The sequence below is a fragment of the Streptococcus oralis subsp. dentisani genome (genome assembly GCF_002096615.1).
Classification (GTDB): Bacteria; Bacillota; Bacilli; order Lactobacillales; family Streptococcaceae; genus Streptococcus; species Streptococcus oralis_U.
Genome location: NZ_NCUX01000033.1, coordinates 303,689 through 323,775, shown reverse-complemented (window position 1 = coordinate 323,775; position 20,087 = coordinate 303,689). Strand labels below are relative to the sequence as shown.

Below are 20,087 nucleotides of genomic sequence, written 5' to 3'. Positions count from 1 at the left end.
ATTACCTCCAAATAAAATATAAGGCTACTAGTGTGATTACCATCCCGAGAAACCAAACTGTTTTAAAATACCATTTTCTAGTCTTGTGGTGAAAGGTGATTCCTGCCAACCATGCACCAAAACCACCACAAGTAAGGGCTAAAATGAGTAAGATTTTCTCTGGGATGCGCCAAGCACCTCTTCTTGCCTTGGATTTGTCAATGCCATAAATCAAGAAAACCAGCAAATTCCAAATCAAGAGGGCAAGCGTGATTCCTTCATTTATCTTCATAGTCTTTCAATGATGGCTTCTGTCATTTCCTTGGTCGAAGCCTGCCCTCCAATATCTCTTGTTAAAATGCCAACCGCTAAACTAGCTTCAACAGCACGCTCGATACACTCTGCATCCTCATAACGTCCAAAACTGTCTCTCAACATCATGGCAACTGACAAAATCATGGAAATAGGATTGGCAATTCCTTGGCCAGCAATATCAGGCGCTGAACCATGAATAGGCTCATAAAGACTTGGCCCCTTTTCAGAATGACTGGCTGATGGCATGACTCCAAGCGTACCAGATAGAACGCTTGATTCATCAGATAAGATATCTCCGAAAAGATTCTCTGTCACGATGACATCAAACTTAGCAGGATTGGTAATCATGAGCATGGCAGCTGAGTCCACCAACTGGTGTTCCAAGGTCACATCTGGGAAATCCTGCGCGACTTCCTCAGCTACTCTGCGCCAGAGTTTTGATGTTGCTAGAACATTTTGCTTATCGATACTAGTAACGAGTTTTCTCCGATTTCTTGCAATTTCAAATGCCTTGCGAATAATCCGCTCTACTTCTTCGTAGCTGTAGTCGTTGATATCACGCGCTTTTCGCTCTTCAAGGATATGATCCCCAAAGTAAATCCCACCTATCAACTCACGTACCACGACAAAGTCTACACCAGCAATTCGTTCTGGTTTAAGTGGTGATAAATGCTTGAGACTGTCAAAAATCTTTACAGGTCGAATATTGGCATAGAGATTGAGTTCCTTACGAAGAGCCAGCAAGCCTTGTTCAGGCCGAATCGATGCTCCATCATACTGAGGACTACCGATAGCCGCAAGGAGAATCGCATCTGCTTCTCTACATGCCTTGAGGGTTTCATCAGGTAAGGGATGCCCCGCAGCATCAATACCTGCACCTCCAAAGGGGCATCTATCTATCTCATAGTCAAAACCTGTTTTTGAAGCTAGAGCTTCTAGAACTGCTAAACCAGCTTCCATGATTTCTGGACCGATTCCATCCCCTGCTAGAGCTACTATTTTCTTTGTCATAGCCTTCTCCTTTACACACTAGGCATGTCTCGGTAGGAAACGCTATGTCCCATCTCACCTGCATTCTCTTTTTGAACAAAAGTATTGGCATTGATATAAGCAATAGCCGAAGCCTTTAACACATCAAAATCGAGTCCTGCTGCATTAAAGATGGTTTCGGTATCTCTGTTTTCAACAGTGACCAAAACCCGAGCTTGGGCATCGATTCCATCTGTTACCGCATCGATGGTATAGGACACCAAGCGGACAGATTGGTTAAAGAACTTATCGATAGCGTTAAAGATCGCTTCAACGGAACCTTGCCCTGTCGCATTGAATTCGACTTTCTCACCATCCATGTTGGCTAGACTAACAAGCGCTTCAATGTCATTGTCTGCATGGGTTTGAAGTTGCAAATCATCAAAGTGGAAGCCTTCTGGATTTTCAACCATGGTTCCAGCTACCAGAGCTCGAATATCTGCATCTGTGATTTCTTGTTTCTTGTCAGCCAGTGCCTTGAACTTAGCGAAGAGTGGTTTGATATCCTCTTCTGTAAAGTCTAGAGCCAATTCTCTTAGTTTCTCAACAAAGGCATGGCGGCCAGACAATTTACCAAGTGGAAGGCTATTACTCTTAACACCGACCAATTCAGGTGTGATGATCTCATAAGTGAGAGGATTTTTAAGGACTCCATCTTGGTGAATGCCCGATTCATGAGAGAAGGCATTGCCACCAACGACAGCCTTATTTTTAGGAACTGGAATACCAGAGAAGCGAGAAACCATTTCAGACGTATTCATTGTTTCATCCAAAACAATATCACTAGTTGCTTGGAAGAAATCCTCACGAATCTTCAAAGCAACAGCTACTTCTTCAAGAGCAACATTACCTGCGCGTTCACCGATACCATTAATAGTTCCCTGGACACGTCCAGCACCGTGTTTAATTGCTGTCAAAGTATTTGCAGTTGCCATACCGAGATCATCGTGACAGTGGACACCAAAGACAACTTTATGATCTGATTTAATATTTTCAGTCAAGTAATCAAAGATACGTGCAAACTCTTCTGGAGTCGTAAAGCCAACTGTGTCAGGGATATTGATATAAGATGCACCTGCATCGACCGCTGTTTGAACGACTTGCAAGAGGAAATCCAACTCTGTTCTAGTCGCATCTTCAGGAGAGAATTCGACGATTTCAAACTTAGAACGTGCATAAGAAACATGTTCCTTGATAGCTTCTAAAATCTCTTCCTTGCTCTTATTGAGCTTATACTTGCGGTGAATCGGACTGGTAGCGATAAAGACATGAATTTGAGGATACTTGGCATCCTTAAGAGCCTCATAACAAGCATCAATATCAGATTTTACAGAACGAGCTAATCCTGTCACTGCTGTTTTTTTCATGGCTTTAGCAATTTCTTGAACAGCTATAAATGAATCTGGACTAGCAGCCGGAAAACCAGCTTCAATTACAGAAATTCCCCATTTCTCCAGCTGTCTTGCAATGGAAACTTTTTCCTTTATTGAGAAGTTAACACCAGGTGTTTGTTCCCCATCACGAAGGCTTGTATCAAAAAATTCAACTTTACGCATAAGATTTCCCCTTTTCCAAATGTGGTTTTAAAAAAAACATCTCGCTCAGAAACCCAAGCGAGATGTTGATTTACTCCCGCTTGGTAAGCCAAACAGGACTAATGCTTTTACATTAGCCCGAGTACCTCAACAACAAAGCAAATTGATTAAACTTAGCTGTTTTCATGTTTGACTTTCTCCTTCGTTTGATATCTTGTTTAGTATTTTAGCATAGCTAAAAACACTTGTCAAGAAAAAATCCATTATTTTCTGAAAATTTCTTCAGTAAAGAATATTTTGCTAATTGAAAGTATTTGAAAATTCAAGTAACTTTACTTATTTTTTCACTGTCAAGTTCCAACTTCTTTCGATGAGTTCTATCACTTCTTCATCTTGCAAACTATCATCAAGCGCCAGACTAAGCCAGTAGCGTTTGTTCATATGAAAGGCTGGGTAAATTCCCTTTTGTGAAAGCAGGTCAGCTACTTGGTCGTGTTTGATATTGACCGCTTCCACTAGCCCTTCTCTCCCCTTATCTAGCCTATCCCAAGGTATTCTCATCATAACAGCATACCACTTTTGATTGCCCTCATGGCGCAATACTGCCGTATTAGGAGATTTCTCCCACAGATACTCCAACTGATTACCATACTTTTCCTGAACCTGAGCCATGATACGCTTAGTCTGAGGACAGATAAAATCCTGCACATCAAAGCAAGCCTTCCGAATCTGGTAAAGAATCTCCAAACAAGCCTCACGGACACTTGCAACAAAGCTTCCTGTCATACTTTCCATATGGACTTGAGGGTAGAGGTCACCTGTTTCCTGGTCAAATACTTGAAAGCTCACATTATCTGCTGTGATGGACACAGTCATGGCAAAGTCTCCATCCAAAATCTGGCACCTGTAGCTCCAGACTCCCCCATTTTCTACAAAACTATAAGCACGTGCCTTCTCTTGATTAAACTGATAGGATTTAAAAATTTCAAACATAAGTGAAAACTGCTACCAAAAGCTAGCAGTTCCTTTCTATTTTTTAAAAGACAACCTTAGTTCCATGCAATTGTGTCACTCCCAACTGTTCGATAAAGGTTTGACGGTTGTCCAAGTCAATCCCCCCACCTGGTAGAATTTCAATTTTACCAGCTGCATGTTCCAAAATTCTGTGATAATGAGCAAAACGTTTTTCTAGCGAGTCTCCAGACACACCAGCACGAGTTAAGATACGGGTGACACCGGCTTGGCTGAGCCAGTCAATGGCTTCTAACTGGTCTTCATCGCTTAATTCATCAAAGGCCATGTGAAAGACAATTTCCATTCCTTTAGATGCGGCAATCAGCTTCTCAAGATTAGCCTTATCCAACTTTTTATCAGCAGTTAATGCCCCAAAAACTACTCCTTGACTTCCAGCCTGCGCAGTCAAACGAATGTCTTCTAGCATAATCGCTATTTCAAGATCAGTATAGACAAAGTCGCCACCACGGGGACGAATCATGGTCATAATGGTGCTATCATAGTTAGCTGCCAGTTCAACAGCTGCCTTAGTCACTCCATAGCTTGGTGTTGTCCCACCAACTGCTAGATTGTCACAAAGTTCGATTCGACGAGCTCCAGCCTGCATCGCTTTTTCAAGCAGGGTCACATTTTCAGCACAAAATTCGTAAATCATTTGATTCTCCTTGATGTTTTCTTTAAATTTATTATATCATATTGTTTTAAATATCCTTTCATTTTTATCAAGGCAAATAACTACTATTTTTATCTATTCTTTGTCAGGAATGACTTTAAAGAGATAGTAGGTGATAAAGATGGTCAAGGCTCCCAGACCGATTTTGACTGGCAAAAGAGGGGCAAAATAAATAGAAATTCCCATCAAGATATAGATAGATACGATGATTTTTTTCTTGCGTTCACGCGCTATAGACTTGGTTTCCCGAAAATCAGCTACATAAGTCTGATAGAGCTTGGTGTGATAAAGCCAGTCTTCAAAACGCTTAGAAGATTTTGAAAAGCAAGCGATAGACAGCAAAAGAAAGGGCGTTGTTGGTAAGAGGGGCAAGGCAACCCCAACAAGAGCCAAGGCTAAAGAAATAAAACCAATAACTAGGTAAATAATACGCATGTCTTCTCCTAATTGAAATAATCTTCTACTAGTTTCCCACAAAATGAGGAAATTTGTCAAGCTTAAACTAAAAAGAGCCTGAAATTCATTTTCAGAACTCTGCATTTTATTTAATTTTTTCTTCTTCGTAGTCGCCATTACTACATACAACCTGCTTGCCACCACCACGGACTTTTTTCTCCACAAGGAAGTGTCCGCATTTTGGACAGTCACGGCCAATCGGTTTGTCCCAGGAAGTAAACTCACATTCTGGATAGCGATTGCAACCATAGAAGATACGATTGCGCTTGGTTTTGCGCTCGATGATTTGTCCTTGATGACAGCTTGGACACTCGACTCCAATCTCTTTGACAATCGCTTGTGTGTGACGACAGTCTGGGAAATTACTACAAGCATAGAATTTACCAAAACGTCCTAGCTTAATTACCATCGGACTTCCACAAACTTCACAGTCAAATCCAGCTGGCTCATCCTTGATCTGGATTTTTTCCATTTCAGATTCAGCCTTGGCTACTTCTTTGGAGAATGGTTTGTAAAAGGCGTCAATGACCCGTTGCCACTGCTCTTTACCAACTTCGACATCATCCAGTTTTCCTTCCATTTCAGCTGTGAAGGTCACATTTACGATATCTGGGAAATATTCAACAATGAGTTTATTGACAATTTCTCCCAACTCTGTTGGTTCAAAACGTTTGGCTGCCAGACGAACATAGTAACGTTTTTGGATGGTTTCAATGGTCGGAGCATAGGTTGACGGACGTCCAACTCCATTTTCTTCCAATGTCTTGATAAGCGTCGCTTCCGAATAGCGAGCTGGCGGTTGGGTGAAATGTTGTTCTGGCTTGCTATTGACCTGCTTGACCACATCTCCAACAGCCATGTCTGGTAACATCTTGTTCTTGTCAGAGTCATTGTAAATAGCAAGATACCCATCAAACTTAACTTGACTTCCATTTGCCGCAAACTGAACGCCATTTTGAGAGAGCTTAACAGCCATGGTATCAAAGATAGCGCCTGTCATCTGGCTAGCCACAAAACGGTTCCAGATAAGGGTATAAAGTTTGAGCTGGTCTTTGTCCAAGTACTTAGCGATGCTTTCAGGTGTGTTAAAGACACTTGATGGACGAATGGCTTCGTGGGCATCTTGAGCACCTGAGGCATTCTTGACCTTGCTACCATGCTTGGAATACTTGCTACCAAAACGGTCGTTAATGTAGCTTGCCGCTTCATTCTGAGCCACAGGACTGATACGAGTCGAGTCTGTACGCATATAGGTAATCAAACCTTGCACACCTGATCCGATATTGATCCCTTCATAGAGCTGTTGAGCCACCATCATAGTCTTTCGAGTACGGAAATTGATTTTGTTAGCAGCATCCATCTGCATGGTTGAAGTCGTATAAGGTAGGGGCGCATTGCGTTTGCGTTCTTTCTTATCTACCTGATCTACTGTGAAATCTTTGCTAGTCAAATGGGATAAGACTTCTTTGACTTCTTCGTTGGTGGTCAATTTCATCTTTTTGCCATTCATACCATAGAAAGAAGCCTGAAATTGTTTGGTTCCCTTCTTAAAGATACCATCAATTGTCCAGTATTCTTCTGGTTGGAAGGCATTGATTTCATTTTCACGGTCAATGATGAGCTTAAGAGCAACAGACTGTACGCGTCCTGCTGATAAGCCCTTCTTGACCTTTTTCCACAAAATTGGTGAAATCGAATACCCTACCAAGCGGTCTAAGACACGACGAGCTTGTTGGGCGTCGACCAAGTCCATGTCAATCTTGCGCGGTTCTTTAAAGGCATTTTTAACTGCATCCTTGGTGATTTCATTAAATACCACACGGTTGGCATCATTCTCATCCAGATTGAGGATATGGGCCAAATGCCAGGAAATTGCTTCTCCTTCACGGTCCGGGTCACTCGCCAGAAAGACTTTATTGGCCTTTTTGGCTTCTTTTTTCAAATCATTTATGAGAGGACCTTTTCCTCGGATATTGATATACTGCGGTTCATAGTTATTTTCAATGTCAACTGACATACTGGATTTTTTCAAATCACGAATATGTCCGACACTAGCTAGAACCTTATAATTTCTGCCTAGATATTTCTCAATTGTTTTCGCCTTGGCAGGCGACTCCACGATGACTAGATTTTTTTTAACTGTTGATTTTTTCTTCTTTGTTGCCGTAGCCACACTATCACACCTTTTCAAAGTAATAAACTTTATAAAGTGTAAACCATTTTTCTATAGCTGTCAAGACTTAACTCCTATATATAGAAGAAAAGTTTATCTGAGTGAACAATTTCTCCTTAAAATTCAAACTCAGCCAGCACATCTTGACCGCTGGAAATCAGTTTTGCTCCCTCTTGGATCAGGTGGTGACAGCCATCTGAATGGCCATCAAGAATGTTTCCTGGAATGGCAAAGACATCGCGCCCTTCCTCCATAGCACGCTCACAGGTGATGAGACTGCCCGAACGCATCCTTGCCTCTGCTACAATAACCCCACGACACAGTCCTGCTATGATACGATTTCGAGCTGGAAAATGAAATTTCAGAGGTTGCTCGCCAGGTCCATATTCACTGAGAACCAGATGGTCATTGCCAATGTACTCCTGCAATCGTTTATTGGCTTTAGGATAAAACACATCCAATCCTGTTCCAATCACAGCAATCGTTTTTCCACCATTCTGGAGTGCAGCCATGTGGGCAGCCGTATCAATCCCTTTAGCCAAACCACTGACCACGATTAACTCGTTTTCCAAACCTTGAATGACTCTCTGAACCGACTTTGCACCCTGACTAGAACATGAACGACTCCCTACAGCAGCAACCTTTGGAAACTTCAGCAAGTCTAGATTTCCCTTATAAAACAAGAGTGCTGGAGCATCGTAAATCTCACTCAAATCCCAAGGATAACAGTCGTTAAGAATAGAAAAGGATGGAAATTTCTGAAACTCCTTCTCCAACTGTGCATCATCTATCTGGAAATAGCGTTCCATAAAGACAGCGGGATTTCTGCAACCAGAGATTTCTGCAATATCTCCTAATAAAAGTTCTTGATCTACAGTCTCGTCATATTCAAGGACAGTTAAAATCTGTTGATTAGTCAGCCCTGCTTTTCTTAATTTGTAAATCTCATAGTTTGTAATCTTCATAAGCAACTCCATTTCTTCTTTTCTACTTACCTATCTATTCGTAAAAAAAAATAAAATAAAAAAGAAGACATGATAAACTGATTTTTGTATTTATCCAACTTTCGTATGTGATAACTTGGTTCATCAAAAACACAAAAAACTCTTGAAAAATCTTCAAGAGTTTTGTTTTTTATTTCTATTCTTCATCCATGCTCAAGACGCTGAGGAAGGCTTCTTGTGGGACTTCTACTGATCCGATAGCTTTCATGCGTTTCTTACCAGCTTTTTGTTTTTCAAGGAGTTTGCGTTTACGAGAAACGTCACCACCATAACACTTGGCAAGAACGTTTTTACGAAGAGCCTTGATATCAGTACGAGCCACAATCTTGTGTCCAATGGCTGCCTGAATAGGTACCTCAAACTGCTGACGAGGAATGATTTTCTTGAGCTTATCAACAATGAGTTTCCCACGTTCGTAGGCAAAGTCCTTATGAACGATAAAGCTGAGGGCATCGACCTTATCACCATTGAGAAGGATATCCATTTTGACTAGCTTAGACGGACGATACTCTGACAATTCGTAGTCAAAACTTGCATAACCACGCGTCGAAGACTTGAGCTTATCAAAAAAGTCAAAGACAATTTCAGCGAGTGGAATTTGATAGATGACATTGACACGATTATCATCAATATAGTCCATGGTTACAAAGTCACCACGCTTACGTTGAGCCAATTCCATTACTGCACCAACAAACTCCTGTGGTACCATGATTTGCGCCTTGACATACGGCTCTTCAATAGTCGCAATTTTAGTCGGATCAGGAAACTCAGAGGGGTTAGACACATCCATAGACTCACCGTCAGTTTGGTTAACCTTATAGATAACAGATGGAGCTGTCATGATGAGGTCAATATTGAACTCGCGCTCTAAACGCTCTTGGATAACATCCATATGGAGAAGTCCAAGGAAACCACAACGGAAACCAAAGCCGAGTGCCTGAGATGTTTCTGGTTCAAATTGAAGACTCGCATCGTTGAGCTGCAATTTTTCAAGGGCTTCACGAAGGTCATTGTACTTGTTTGACTCGATTGGATAAAGACCCGCAAAGACCATAGGATTCATTTGCTTGTAGCCGTCTAGTGGTTCTGCTGCAGGATTGCTTGCTAGGGTCACTGTATCTCCGACACGCGTGTCTTGAACCGTCTTGATAGAAGCCGCAATATAACCAACGTCACCAGTCGCTAGGAAATCACGCCCGACTGCTTTCGGCGTGAAAATTCCAACCTCAGTCACATCAAAGGTCTTGCCATTGCTCATGAGCTGAATCTTATCACCAGGTTTAACCACTCCGTCCATAACACGAACTTGGAGGATAACTCCACGGTAAGCATCGTAGACCGAGTCGAAAATCAAGGCCTTCAGTGGTGCCGTCACATCACCTGTTGGCGCTGGCACTTTTTCTACGATTTGCTCAAGAATCTCTTCGATCCCAATACCAGCTTTAGCTGAAGCTAAGACTGCTTCGCTGGCATCCAGTCCAATAACATCTTCAATCTCTGTACGCACACGCTCTGGATCCGCAGCTGGTAGGTCAATCTTGTTAATGACGGGCAGAATTTCCAAATCATTATCCAATGCTAGATAAACGTTGGCAAGTGTTTGAGCTTCAATCCCTTGGGCCGCATCAACCACCAAAATCGCTCCTTCACAGGCAGCTAGCGAACGCGACACTTCATAGGTAAAGTCCACGTGTCCAGGCGTGTCAATCAAGTGGAAAATATAGGTCTCCCCATCTTTAGCAGTGTAATTGAGCTCGATAGCATTGAGTTTGATAGTAATTCCACGCTCTCGTTCTAGGTCCATACTATCTAGAAGCTGGGCTTGCATTTCACGACTAGAAACGGTCTCCGTCTTTTCCAAAATGCGGTCTGCTAGAGTCGACTTCCCGTGGTCAATATGGGCGATAATAGAGAAGTTCCGAATCTTCTCCTGTCGTTTTTTTAATTCTTCTAAGTTCATGATGCTCTTCCTTTCAGGGTATCTATTAATTATAAATTGTTTTTAACATTTTGACAAGACCATACCCTGCTAGGAGTACTAATCTTCGGCGATAAAGCCATCATTTTCGATAAAGTGGTGTTCTGTCATTCCTTGGTCTGTAAAGACGATTCCATGAAGGACACCACCATAGACAGCTCCTCCATCCATGCCAATCTTGCCATCTTCCGTCATCCAAAGCTCAGCAGTACCTCGGTCTTGCTTCAGCAAACCATAAACTGGTGTATGCCCAAAGACAATGGTTTTTCCAGTATGATTTTCAGCTTCGTGGAATGGCTTTCTGAGCCAGACTTTTTTATAATCTGTAGTTTCATGCCAATCATCCAAAGTCAAATCAATACCTGCATGAACAAAGATATACTTGTCTGTCTCTACTACAAATGGCATTTGACGAATAAATTCGACCAAGTCTGCCGCTTCAGTAGCAACCCGTTTGGCATCTTCTACGCCATCAACTGGTGCATCCAAAGGACGACCTAGGATTGAGTTGATGGTTGTATCTCCACCATTGCGACGATAATGGTCATAGCTTTCTTCTGGGTCATCGAGCCAAGTCAGAAACATATACTCGTGGTTTCCTGATAGACAGATCGCTCCATGATTGTCGACCAAGTCTTTGACCATTTCTAGAACACGGCGACTGTTTTCACCTCGGTCAATCAAATCCCCCAGAAAGAGCAACTGAGTTTGACCATCCCAGGTTTTGAGCAGATCTTCTAGCATACCTGCCTTTCCGTGAACATCTCCAATTACATAATAGTCTGTCATTTATTTCTCCCTCGTTTGCAATAATTCTCTGGCTTGGGTAAGGGCAGCTTCGGTTACATTTTCCCCAGCCAACATCTTAGCTACTTCCTCTACTCGCTCTTCTAAAGTCAAGAGACGAACCGTCGACACCGTTGAGTGCTCATCGCTAATCTTCTCAATAAAGAATTGATAATCCGCGATGGCAATCACTTGTGGAAGGTGAGAGATAGCAAGAACCTGACCATGCTGGCCAATCTTATGAATCTTCTGAGCAATAGCTTGGGCTACACGACCTGAGACTCCCGTATCCACCTCATCAAAGACAATACTGGTCTTACCTTCCTTACGAGAAAAGGCAGATTTGATAGCAAGCATGAGACGAGACAATTCCCCACCAGATGCAACCTTAACCAAGGGTTTAAAGTCTTCACCAGGGTTGGTTGAAATGTAAAACTCAACTGTTTCATTCCCCTCACGACTAAATTTCCCCTTGTTAAAGCGAACCTGGAACTGTGCCTTCTCCATATAGAGGTCTTGCAGTTCTTGTTTAATCTCTGCCTCAAGCTGCTGGGCCAAGTCATGGCGAGCAGATGCAAGCTGACCTGCCAAGTCGACAAGCTTGACTTCCAATTTTTTGAGCTCTGCTTCCATGTCTTCGGAAGAAAGGTTATTCCCTGTCAAGAGATTGTACTCATCCGTAATCTTGGCAAAATAAAGCAGGACATCGTCCACAGTCCCACCGTATTTACGGGTAATAGTATTCAAAAGGTTTAAGCGATTCTCAACCTGCATGAGGCGATTACCATCAAAATCCAAGTCCTCAATAATATCTTCCAAACGCTTGCTAACATCTTCTAAAACATAGTAGGTTTCTGATAGAGAACTTGAAATTTCACGGTATTCAGGATCGTATTCTTCAACACTTTCCATGTCATTCATAGCGGAACGGACATTTGCTAAGCTGGAAAACTCCTCATTGTCCAACATACTGTAGGCATTGGTTAGCGTATCCGCAATATTCTTATGATTGAGGAGTTTATCTCTTTCTTGGTTGAGAGCCAAGTCTTCACCAGCCTGCAAGTTTGCTGCTTCAATCTCTGCCATTTGAAATTCCAACATCTCAATGCGAGACTTGTGTTCCTGCTGGTTTTTCTTGACTTCAAGAACCTGCTTGCGCATTTTGCGATAGGCGTCAAAGCTTGTCTGATAGGTCTCCTTCAAGTCCAAGAAAGCTGCATCACCAAACTCATCCAACATCTGGATGTGCAGTTGAGGACGCATTAACTCCTCTTGGTCATGTTGGCCATGGATATCCACAAGGTGTTGCCCAATGGCGCGCAAGACAGAAAGATTGACCATCTGGCCATTCACGCGACTAACACTACGTCCGTTTTGGAGAATCTCACGGCGGATGATAATTTCATCCCCCAACTCCAAGCCTTGCTCTTCAAAGAGTTCTTGTAAAGAACGACTATTCTCAACAGAGAAAAGCCCTTCAATTTCAGCCTTGGGAGCACCATGACGAATAACATCTGTAGTCGCTCTAGCTCCTAACATCATGTTCATGGCATCGATGATGATCGATTTCCCAGCACCTGTTTCACCAGTTAAGACTGTCATGCCTTTTTCAAAATTGAGTGAAATCGCCTCTATAATGGCAAAGTTTTTTATCGAAATTTCAAGTAACATATAAACCTACCAATTTTTTACTTGTTCAAATATTTCCTTGGCGTCTTCTTCATTTCTCAAGATAATCAAAATTGAGTTGTCGTCTGCCAGACAGTTGAAAATTCTCTCTGAGAAAGTATTCATCAGCTGACTCTTGACAAAGGCAGTATTCCCAGGAATGACATCCAGATTGATCATATTTCCCATGCGCTCAGAACCTACTATGTTATTCTCAGCCAACTGCAAACTTCTTACAATTGTTTTTGGCAATTCATAGATGTATTTATTGTTCTTCAAGGGAATTTTTACGATACCCAGTTCCTTAATATCTCGTGACACCGTCGCTTGAGTGGCAGAGATACCTGCTTCTTTTAAATGCTCAACGATTTCTTCCTGAGTCCCTATTTGATAATCCGTAACAAATCTTCTAATTTTTTCAAGTCTTTCTTTTTTATTCATCTTTAAATTCTCTATGTGCTCTCTCTACAACTTTTTCTATTTCAGGGGCAACTTGGTTACTTGCTCCCTCTTCCTTTTTCAAATATGCCAGAAATTCGATGTTTCCATGTCCACCTTGGATTGGTGAATAGTCTAATCCAAGCACTGAAAAACCTTGATCAACTGCCATAGCAGTGACAGATTCAAGGACATTCTGATGGACCTTGGCATCGCGAATGATTCCATTCTTCCCAATCTGCTCACGACCTGCTTCAAACTGGGGCTTAACCAGAGCTACAACCTGCCCTTGATCTGCCAAGACACGGTGCAAGGCTGGTAAGATCAGACTAAGGGAAATGAAACTCACATCAATACTGGCAAAACTTGGTTCCTGCTCAAAATCGGTCTTTTCAGCATAGCGGAAATTAAACTGCTCCATGCTGACAACCCGAGGGTTTTGGCGTAATTTCCAAGCCAACTGATTGGTACCAACATCAACTGCAAAGACCAACTCAGCACCATTCTGCAACATGACGTCGGTAAATCCCCCAGTGGAGGCCCCAATATCAATCGTTGTCGCTCCTTCCACTGATAGATCAAAGACCTCCAGGGCCTTTTCTAGTTTCAAGCCACCCCGACTGACATACTTGAGTTTTTCACCCTTGAGTTTTAACTCAGTGTCATCTGGGATTTTCTCTCCTGGTTTGTCAAAACGCTCCCCATTAAGGACTGCTACGACTAGACCTGCCATGACACCGCGTTTAGCCTGTTCTCGCGTTTCAAACAAGCCCTGTTTATAAGCTAGTACATCCACTCTTTCCTTAGCCATTGATTCTCAAACTTTCTACTATTTTCACAATCGGCGCTGTTTCAAAGCTGACTTGCTGGGCAATTTCTTCTAATTTTTCATTAGCTTGATCCAAAGTTTGATTACAAAAGGCTATAGCCTCTTCCAAGCCCAACAAGGCTGGATAGGTTGACTTTTCTGCCTGCAAATCCTTTTGTGGTGTTTTGCCGATTTCCTCAAAACTAGCTGTCACATCCAGCACATCATCTCGAACTTGAAAGGCAAGCCCAATCAATTCACCACCCGTTTTCAGTTTTGCTTGGATTTCTGGTGCTAATTCAGCTATGATAGCAGCTGCTTGAAAGGGATAAGCTAGCAATTTTCCAGTCTTATTGGCATGAATTGTCTGAAGTTCTTCCAAGGACAAATGCTGGTGTTCGCCTTCCATATCTAAAACCTGCCCTGCCACCATACCTAGACTCCCTGAAGCAAGGGATAAGTTGGCAATCAGGTCCACCTTGATCTGACTTGGCAAATCTGCCTGCGCTATTAAGGCATAGGGATCTAGGAACAAAGCATCTCCTGCCAATATTGCCATAGCTTCGCCGAATTTCTTATGATTGGTCAAGCGTCCACGACGATAATCGTCGTCATCCATAGCAGGAAGATCATCATGAATCAAGCTTCCTGTATGAATCATTTCCAAAGCCGCAGCCACCTGCGCGTGTGCTGGTCTAATAGCAACATGCAAGGCTTCCAAAACTTCTAACAAGAGAAAAGGCCGAATACGCTTGCCACCAGCATGAATGGAATAGAGAACAGACTCTCGCAAACTAGAGGCAAACTGCTGGTCTCCATAAAAATCTTCCAAAGCCGACTCGACAAGAGCTAATTTTTCTTGCTTCTTCATTCAAAATCACTTTCTGTTCCGTCTTCTTGCATGACCTTAACCAAGGTCTTTTCAGCCTTGTCCAGCGTCGCTTGGAGCTCTTTTGACAAGACCATTCCCTTTTGAAAGGCAGCAATCGCATCTTCCAGAGCGATTTCACCATTTTCTAAACTTTGGACAATGGTCTCCAGTTCTGCTAGATTTTCCTCAAATTTCTTTTGTTTTGACATCTTTAACCTCTAATTCTACTTGACCATCTCGCATCAAAAGCGTCACTTGGTCTTTTTTATTCAACATCTCAACCGAATCTACTACTGACTCTTCTTTTTTGACAATTGCATAACCACGCGCCACGATTCGACTGGTATCCAACATCATCAAAGCTTCTGAAAGTCGCTTGACTTCAGCAACCTTGGCATCATAAACCAGCGCCATTTGGCTGCGTAGGAGCTTGTCCAACTGACCTAGACGGTCTTGATAACGCTGGATTTTGGTAACAGGTGATAACTGTACTAGTCGATGCGTCCTTGCTTGGACTAGCTGTTTGTTATCAGAAATCCGTGTTCGCAAACTTTGTTTTAATCGCAGTTGCAGTTGATCTAACCGTTGCAAATAGCCATCATACAAGCGCTCTGGCTGTCTAAAGATGACTGACTGACTGCATTTTTTCAGAGCTTCTTTTTTTCTTGACAAGACATTTTGTACAGCTGTTGCCATCCGCTTCTCTTGATTTTGCAAATGAGTTAATACATCCAACTTAGTCACAGGCGTTGCCAGTTCAGCTGCAGCTGTTGGCGTTGCAGCTCTGCGATCGGCCACAAAGTCTGCCAGGGTCACATCCGTCTCATGCCCAACACTGGAGATAACTGGCAAACGAGATTCAAAAATAGCCCGTACCACAATTTCTTCGTTAAAGGCCCAGAGATCCTCGATGGAACCACCACCACGACCAATGATGAGAACATCTAGGTCCTCACGTTGATTGGCACGCGCAATATTTAGAGCAATTTCCTCCGCAGCTCCATCACCTTGTACCTTAGTTGGATAAAGAAGGATATCGACACCAGGAAAGCGCCTGCTGACGGTCGTGATGATATCTCGAATAACGGCTCCACTTCGACTAGTCACTACAGCGATTCTCTTAGCAAACTGGGGAAGAGGTTGCTTGAATCTCTCTTGAAACAGACCTTCTTCCGTCAATTTTTTCTTGAGTTGTTCAAACTGAATCGCAAGCGCACCAATCCCATCAGGTTCAGCCTTCTCAATGATGATAGAGTAGCTTCCACTGGGTTCATAAACCTGCACACGCCCAATCACATTGATCTTCATTCCTTCTTCGAGGTCAAAACCTAATTTCTGATAGATTCCTGACCAGATAGTTGCTTGAATGACTGCATGGTCATCCTTTAGGGAGAAATATTGGTGAGTAGGTCGTTTACGAAAATTGGAAACTTGACCAGTTAAATAGACCCGTTCCAAGTATGGGTCTTTATCGAATTTCATTTTCAGATATTTGGTCAAAGTTGTTACCGATAAATACTTTTCCATCTCCACCTACTATTCATTTTCTTACTTTTCCATGGGTATTATTATACCAAAAACATGCTTAAAAATCACCTTTTTCCTACTGAAACTAAAGGAAAAATAGAAAAAGGAGACATGGCCTCCTCATCTGATTATTTGCTGTTTCGCGCTTCTTCCAAAATCTTTGCAATTTTTGTTGTCAAAAGGTCAATAGCCACTGTATTGCTGACTCCTTCAGGAATGACGATATCGGCATAACGCTTGGTCGGCTCGATAAACTGATGATACATAGGTTTGACCACACCCAAGTACTGGTCAATAACGCTATCTAAACTACGGCCGCGCTCTTCCATATCACGCTTGATACGACGAATAATACGCACATCATCATCCGTATCCACAAAAATCTTGATGTCCATCAAATCGCGCAGGCGCTTATCCTCCAAGACCAGAATCCCCTCAACGATAAAGACATCCTGAGGCTCCTGACGATAGGTCTTTCTACTCCGCGTATGCTCTGTATAGTCATAAGTTGGAATGTCCACCGGACGACCCGCCAACAATTCCTTAATCTGCTCGATCATCAAATCTGTATCAAAGGCAAATGGATGGTCATAGTTGGTTTTGACACGCTCTTCAAAGGTCAAGTGAGACTGATCCTTGTAGTATGAATCATGCTCAATCATGGAAATCTTTTCATCAGGAAAATGAGATAAAATGGCTCTTGAAACACTGGTTTTACCACCACCAGAACCACCTGTCACTCCGATAATGATTGGTCTATTTTGCATGCTATCCTCCGTTTTTTTATCCGTCGTCTATTCTATCATATTTTTTTCAAAATTTATAGTCTGATTTGGATAGTATGGGGTGAAACATTTCCAATCCCTACACCCCAGTTAGACTAGCTAAAAACCTTTCTTGGCTTGTAGAGATTGCCCCTTTTTTCTAGAATGGCTAGCAATGTACCTCCTTCAAAGGCAGCCAATTCTTTGTCCGTTTGGTCTAACTCAATAAAACGACCAAAGCGCACTTCTGTGGCCTCTTCTGGAGTTAGGATAACTTTAACAAGGTCCCCTGTTCCAATTTCAAGAGGATGGAGAAAGTCCAGTTGACCAGCCTCCACTTTTGCAGCAATTTCATTCAAAGTCAAGGCATCTTCTAACTGTAAACCTGCTGCACTCGTCCGAGTCAAATGGGACATATGGGCCGCATAACCCAGCTTCTCTCCCAAGTCAACAGACAAGGTACGGATATAAGTCCCCTTACTACATTTCACACGAAAAGTGAATCGTGCAAGATGACCATCATAAGAAATCGGACTTGTCCGTTCAAATTGATAAATGGTCACCTGACGTTCTGGACGTTCCACTTCCTGACCTGCACGCGCATACTCATAGAGCTTGCGACCATTAACCTTGACAGCCGAATACATAGGCGGAATCTGAGTGATAGGCCCAGTCAGACTGGCAATCACTTCATCGACAATGGTTTCATCCAAGGGCGACAAAACAGGTGTCTCTGCGACCACTTCTCCACTTGCATCCTCGGTCGTCGTTGAATAGCCAAGAGTGATTTCCCCCTCATAGACCTTGCCCTCGTCCTGCATAAACTCGACCATGCGGGTTGCCTTGCCAACTGCAATAGGCAAAACACCCACCACATCCGGATCCAAGGTCCCACCATGACCAATTTTCTTGGTTCCCAAAATCTTACGCAGTTTAAAAACCGCGTCATGCGAAGTCATCCCCACTTCTTTCTTTAAGTTGATAATACCGTTCATTTTTGCTTTCTAATTCCCTTTTCACTTTACATCAACATATTCTATCTTAGACAGATTTTAAAACTATATCAGCTCATTTTTCTAAATACTTCCTAGCTTCCCGTACACAAAAGAGCTCTGGATTTTCATGGGCGATGCTTTCAAACAAACTACGGGCACGTTCTTCATCTCCTTTTAATTGGGCATTGAGAGCTCCGTAATAAGAAAACATGATTCGAGCTAACTTATTTTCTGGTTCCGCAGTGTCGAAATAGTCTGTAACTTCTCCATTGAGTATTTTTGATACTGGTTCAATTAAATCCAACATTCTATTTTTATCAATTCTTTTAATTTTTTCCCAATCACAAGATACTAAAAGTTCAGAGATCTCATCTTTATCCCTTAAATGAAGGTATGATATTGATTCTATAAATACGATATTTAGTTCATAAATACGTTTCAAATTCAATTTAGAACGTTTAACTCTTATTTGTTCAGCATATTGGATTGCCTCTCTAAAATTCCCTTGATACAAAGCACATCTTGCCAAACCAAGATTTAAGGCATTTAAATTCCCTGTTTTATTATCAGGCCGCCTTTCATAAGTTTCAGTTAAAAGAGAAATATATTTTGTAAAATTTACTTGCTCGTATAAAATAACTTCTGCAACGTGATTTACTAAAAAATGAGTTATTACAACGATAATAGTCAGTAATGTTAGAAATATAAGCAATAATGTAGTCACGACGGTTGATTTTACAAATAATAAACTAATTGCTGTTGCTATAATTGTCCAACGTAGATAAAATAAAATATAAACTTCCAGTATACTGCAAATTCTAACTGATGACCAATTCAAAATATTCTTAGAAATATTATCTAACATAAAAAAACTCCTATAAAAAATTATAAACTAATTTATACAAATAAACTAGCTAAATAAGCTAGCAAAGCACCTCCAGCTGTGACAAGTTCACCACCAAAGAAGAATGCAGTCGTTACTACAACTCCAATTACTACTTCCTTAGGATGCTCTACAACCCAATTAAAAGCACTACCAACTACCTCACCAGTTGTATTAAAAGTTTGAGTGAGATAATCCACCTTCCTCACCCCTGTTTCAGTGGTCGTTTTAACTGTTGCGTAGTCTTGTTTGACCTGGTTATGTTCCTTCACATAAGTCACGCGATAGCCATCTTCTGACTTGGTACCAACCTCAAGAGAGCGATTCTTGTAGCCAAAGCCAATAGAAAGGTTGGGTGCGAGTCTCCCGTAGCTTGAACTAATTTTGTCTGCTAGACTGAACTCACCCGTTATAGAATAGTCCTTTAGTCCTATCTTCGTCTTATAATTGGCCTTTTCTTCTAGAAAATCTGTACTCAGCCCTCCTACGCTATACTCTCCTTCTTGACTTAACTTACCATCTTTATATTTAGTGTTAAAAGTGATGGCACTTTCCCCTTTGAAGTGACCTTTTATCTGGATTTTGCTCTTAAGGTAGTGCTGACCATCGTCATATACTGTTATCTCCTTCTCAAACGTAACTTCATTCCCTTTCAAGAAATCAATCAGCTCCTGAGGTTTCTTACCGCCATTCCCATGGGAAGCAAGAGAGATCGTTCTACCCAAAGTCTGGAGATCCTGTTCACTCATCTGACTCAAGTCAAAGGCTGTTTCTGGATTATAATGTCGAATATAACGGATTAGTTCTTCATGCAGAGTTTTAGAATTCTCGATCTGTTGATCCCGTAACTTCGTGTCCTTAAAAATTGCAAGGGCTTCCACATTGTGATAAGGGTCTGTCATGCCAACAGCTTTGCGAGACCGACTCAAACCACTTGCAATCGTGGAGAGGGTAGTGGTCACGCCACTCCCCAACAATTCACTATTAAATGATTCCATCCGACTTTCAGTTGTACGAAGAGATTGCAGGACTTCTTCCTTATGGCTTTTGATATCTGCGGAAGAAGGATTTCTGATGCCCACCATACCTCCAATTGCAGAGTAAGCTATTGTCAGGTCTGGATGGGCAAATTTCATCAGTGACCATTCTACTTAATCTTCATTATAACATTTTCTCACCATATAGAAAATC

The 20,087-nt window shown here is 42.0% G+C and carries 20 protein-coding genes; all 20 read right to left on the bottom strand.

What is annotated here, in order from left to right; all coding sequences use genetic code 11:
* Position 1: 1 nt before the first annotated feature.
* Entirely contained in the window at positions 2–271 is a 270-nt protein-coding gene (locus B7708_RS08780) for a DUF1294 domain-containing protein (protein WP_084975215.1), read from the bottom strand.
* Complete coding sequence (gene leuB, locus B7708_RS08775) at positions 268–1,305, bottom strand: 3-isopropylmalate dehydrogenase (protein ID WP_084975213.1); 1,038 nt, start codon at positions 1,303–1,305, stop codon at positions 268–270. Before leuB ends, B7708_RS08780 begins: the two co-directional genes overlap by 4 nt.
* Before the next feature lie 11 nt (positions 1,306–1,316).
* Positions 1,317–2,879 (bottom strand): 2-isopropylmalate synthase, encoded by a 1,563-nt coding sequence (locus B7708_RS08770; RefSeq protein WP_001233209.1) that lies wholly within the window; start codon positions 2,877–2,879, stop codon positions 1,317–1,319.
* Between the two features lie 315 nt (positions 2,880–3,194).
* The gene (locus tag B7708_RS08765) at positions 3,195–3,851 is read right to left on the bottom strand and encodes an MmcQ/YjbR family DNA-binding protein (RefSeq protein WP_084975211.1); all 657 of its coding nucleotides are present in this window, start codon (positions 3,849–3,851) and stop codon (positions 3,195–3,197) included.
* 43 nt (positions 3,852–3,894) lie between these two features.
* Positions 3,895–4,527: a copper homeostasis protein CutC gene (locus B7708_RS08760; protein WP_084975209.1), complete on the bottom strand. Its 633-nt coding sequence runs from the start codon at positions 4,525–4,527 to the stop codon at positions 3,895–3,897.
* Positions 4,528–4,620: 93 nt separating this feature from the next.
* Positions 4,621–4,980, bottom strand: a complete 360-nt coding sequence (locus tag B7708_RS08755; protein ID WP_084975499.1) for a YbaN family protein — start codon at positions 4,978–4,980, stop codon at positions 4,621–4,623.
* 106 nt (positions 4,981–5,086) lie between these two features.
* The gene (topA, locus tag B7708_RS08750; RefSeq protein ID WP_084975207.1) at positions 5,087–7,174 is read right to left on the bottom strand and encodes a type I DNA topoisomerase; all 2,088 of its coding nucleotides are present in this window, start codon (positions 7,172–7,174) and stop codon (positions 5,087–5,089) included.
* A gap of 116 nt (positions 7,175–7,290) precedes the next feature.
* Complete coding sequence (gene dprA, locus B7708_RS08745) at positions 7,291–8,139, bottom strand: DNA-processing protein DprA (protein ID WP_084975205.1); 849 nt, start codon at positions 8,137–8,139, stop codon at positions 7,291–7,293.
* Positions 8,140–8,314: 175 nt separating this feature from the next.
* Positions 8,315–10,138: a translation elongation factor 4 gene (gene lepA, locus B7708_RS08740; protein ID WP_001047199.1), complete on the bottom strand. Its 1,824-nt coding sequence runs from the start codon at positions 10,136–10,138 to the stop codon at positions 8,315–8,317.
* A 78-nt stretch (positions 10,139–10,216) separates the two neighbouring features.
* A complete protein-coding gene (locus B7708_RS08735) occupies positions 10,217–10,945 on the bottom strand; it encodes a metallophosphoesterase family protein (RefSeq protein WP_084925978.1) in 729 nt (242 codons plus the stop codon).
* A complete protein-coding gene (gene recN / locus B7708_RS08730; RefSeq protein ID WP_084975203.1) occupies positions 10,946–12,613 on the bottom strand; it encodes a DNA repair protein RecN in 1,668 nt (555 codons plus the stop codon). It abuts the gene before it with no gap.
* A gap of 6 nt (positions 12,614–12,619) precedes the next feature.
* Entirely contained in the window at positions 12,620–13,051 is a 432-nt protein-coding gene (locus B7708_RS08725; RefSeq protein WP_001034388.1) for an arginine repressor, read from the bottom strand.
* The gene (locus B7708_RS08720) at positions 13,044–13,859 is read right to left on the bottom strand and encodes a TlyA family RNA methyltransferase (protein WP_084975201.1); all 816 of its coding nucleotides are present in this window, start codon (positions 13,857–13,859) and stop codon (positions 13,044–13,046) included. The genes B7708_RS08725 and B7708_RS08720 overlap by 8 nt, the downstream gene beginning before the upstream one ends.
* On the bottom strand, positions 13,852–14,727 hold the full coding sequence (locus B7708_RS08715; protein WP_084975199.1) for a polyprenyl synthetase family protein: 876 nt from the start codon (positions 14,725–14,727) through the stop codon (positions 13,852–13,854). Before B7708_RS08715 ends, B7708_RS08720 begins: the two co-directional genes overlap by 8 nt.
* A complete protein-coding gene (locus B7708_RS08710) occupies positions 14,724–14,936 on the bottom strand; it encodes an exodeoxyribonuclease VII small subunit (protein ID WP_000043226.1) in 213 nt (70 codons plus the stop codon). Before B7708_RS08710 ends, B7708_RS08715 begins: the two co-directional genes overlap by 4 nt.
* The gene (gene xseA, locus B7708_RS08705; RefSeq protein ID WP_084975197.1) at positions 14,914–16,254 is read right to left on the bottom strand and encodes an exodeoxyribonuclease VII large subunit; all 1,341 of its coding nucleotides are present in this window, start codon (positions 16,252–16,254) and stop codon (positions 14,914–14,916) included. The genes B7708_RS08710 and xseA overlap by 23 nt, the downstream gene beginning before the upstream one ends.
* Positions 16,255–16,382: 128 nt before the next feature.
* Positions 16,383–17,021, bottom strand: a complete 639-nt coding sequence (gene udk, locus B7708_RS08700) for a uridine kinase (protein ID WP_084857591.1) — start codon at positions 17,019–17,021, stop codon at positions 16,383–16,385.
* A gap of 113 nt (positions 17,022–17,134) precedes the next feature.
* Positions 17,135–18,013: a tRNA pseudouridine(55) synthase TruB gene (gene truB, locus B7708_RS08695; RefSeq protein WP_084975195.1), complete on the bottom strand. Its 879-nt coding sequence runs from the start codon at positions 18,011–18,013 to the stop codon at positions 17,135–17,137.
* A 73-nt stretch (positions 18,014–18,086) separates the two neighbouring features.
* Positions 18,087–18,878, bottom strand: coding sequence for a hypothetical protein (locus tag B7708_RS08690; RefSeq protein ID WP_084975193.1), 792 nt, complete (start codon positions 18,876–18,878; stop codon positions 18,087–18,089).
* A 32-nt stretch (positions 18,879–18,910) separates the two neighbouring features.
* Positions 18,911–20,032: a hypothetical protein gene (locus tag B7708_RS08685; protein WP_084975191.1), complete on the bottom strand. Its 1,122-nt coding sequence runs from the start codon at positions 20,030–20,032 to the stop codon at positions 18,911–18,913.
* Between the last annotated feature and the right edge of the window lie 55 nt (positions 20,033–20,087).

Bases quoted from the DNA above. Each gene is read 5' to 3' on its own strand.
- dprA (WP_084975205.1), bottom strand. From the start codon at position 8,139: ATGAAGATTACAAACTATGAGATTTACAAATTAAGAAAAGCAGGGCTG.
- lepA (WP_001047199.1), bottom strand. From the start codon at position 10,138: ATGAACTTAGAAGAATTAAAAAAACGACAGGAGAAGATTCGGAACTTC.
- B7708_RS08715 (WP_084975199.1), bottom strand. From the start codon at position 14,727: ATGAAGAAGCAAGAAAAATTAGCTCTTGTCGAGTCGGCTTTGGAAGAT.
- udk (WP_084857591.1), bottom strand. From the start codon at position 17,021: ATGCAAAATAGACCAATCATTATCGGAGTGACAGGTGGTTCTGGTGGT.
- recN (WP_084975203.1), bottom strand. From the start codon at position 12,613: ATGTTACTTGAAATTTCGATAAAAAACTTTGCCATTATAGAGGCGATT.
- B7708_RS08770 (WP_001233209.1), bottom strand. From the start codon at position 2,879: ATGCGTAAAGTTGAATTTTTTGATACAAGCCTTCGTGATGGGGAACAA.
- B7708_RS08765 (WP_084975211.1), bottom strand. From the start codon at position 3,851: ATGTTTGAAATTTTTAAATCCTATCAGTTTAATCAAGAGAAGGCACGT.
- B7708_RS08685 (WP_084975191.1), bottom strand. From the start codon at position 20,032: ATGAAATTTGCCCATCCAGACCTGACAATAGCTTACTCTGCAATTGGA.
- B7708_RS08735 (WP_084925978.1), bottom strand. From the start codon at position 10,945: ATGACAGACTATTATGTAATTGGAGATGTTCACGGAAAGGCAGGTATG.
- B7708_RS08710 (WP_000043226.1), bottom strand. From the start codon at position 14,936: ATGTCAAAACAAAAGAAATTTGAGGAAAATCTAGCAGAACTGGAGACC.
- B7708_RS08760 (WP_084975209.1), bottom strand. From the start codon at position 4,527: ATGATTTACGAATTTTGTGCTGAAAATGTGACCCTGCTTGAAAAAGCG.
- B7708_RS08690 (WP_084975193.1), bottom strand. From the start codon at position 18,878: ATGTTAGATAATATTTCTAAGAATATTTTGAATTGGTCATCAGTTAGA.
- B7708_RS08780 (WP_084975215.1), bottom strand. From the start codon at position 271: ATGAAGATAAATGAAGGAATCACGCTTGCCCTCTTGATTTGGAATTTG.
- leuB (WP_084975213.1), bottom strand. From the start codon at position 1,305: ATGACAAAGAAAATAGTAGCTCTAGCAGGGGATGGAATCGGTCCAGAA.
- B7708_RS08755 (WP_084975499.1), bottom strand. From the start codon at position 4,980: ATGCGTATTATTTACCTAGTTATTGGTTTTATTTCTTTAGCCTTGGCT.
- B7708_RS08725 (WP_001034388.1), bottom strand. From the start codon at position 13,051: ATGAATAAAAAAGAAAGACTTGAAAAAATTAGAAGATTTGTTACGGAT.
- B7708_RS08720 (WP_084975201.1), bottom strand. From the start codon at position 13,859: ATGGCTAAGGAAAGAGTGGATGTACTAGCTTATAAACAGGGCTTGTTT.
- truB (WP_084975195.1), bottom strand. From the start codon at position 18,013: ATGAACGGTATTATCAACTTAAAGAAAGAAGTGGGGATGACTTCGCAT.
- xseA (WP_084975197.1), bottom strand. From the start codon at position 16,254: ATGGAAAAGTATTTATCGGTAACAACTTTGACCAAATATCTGAAAATG.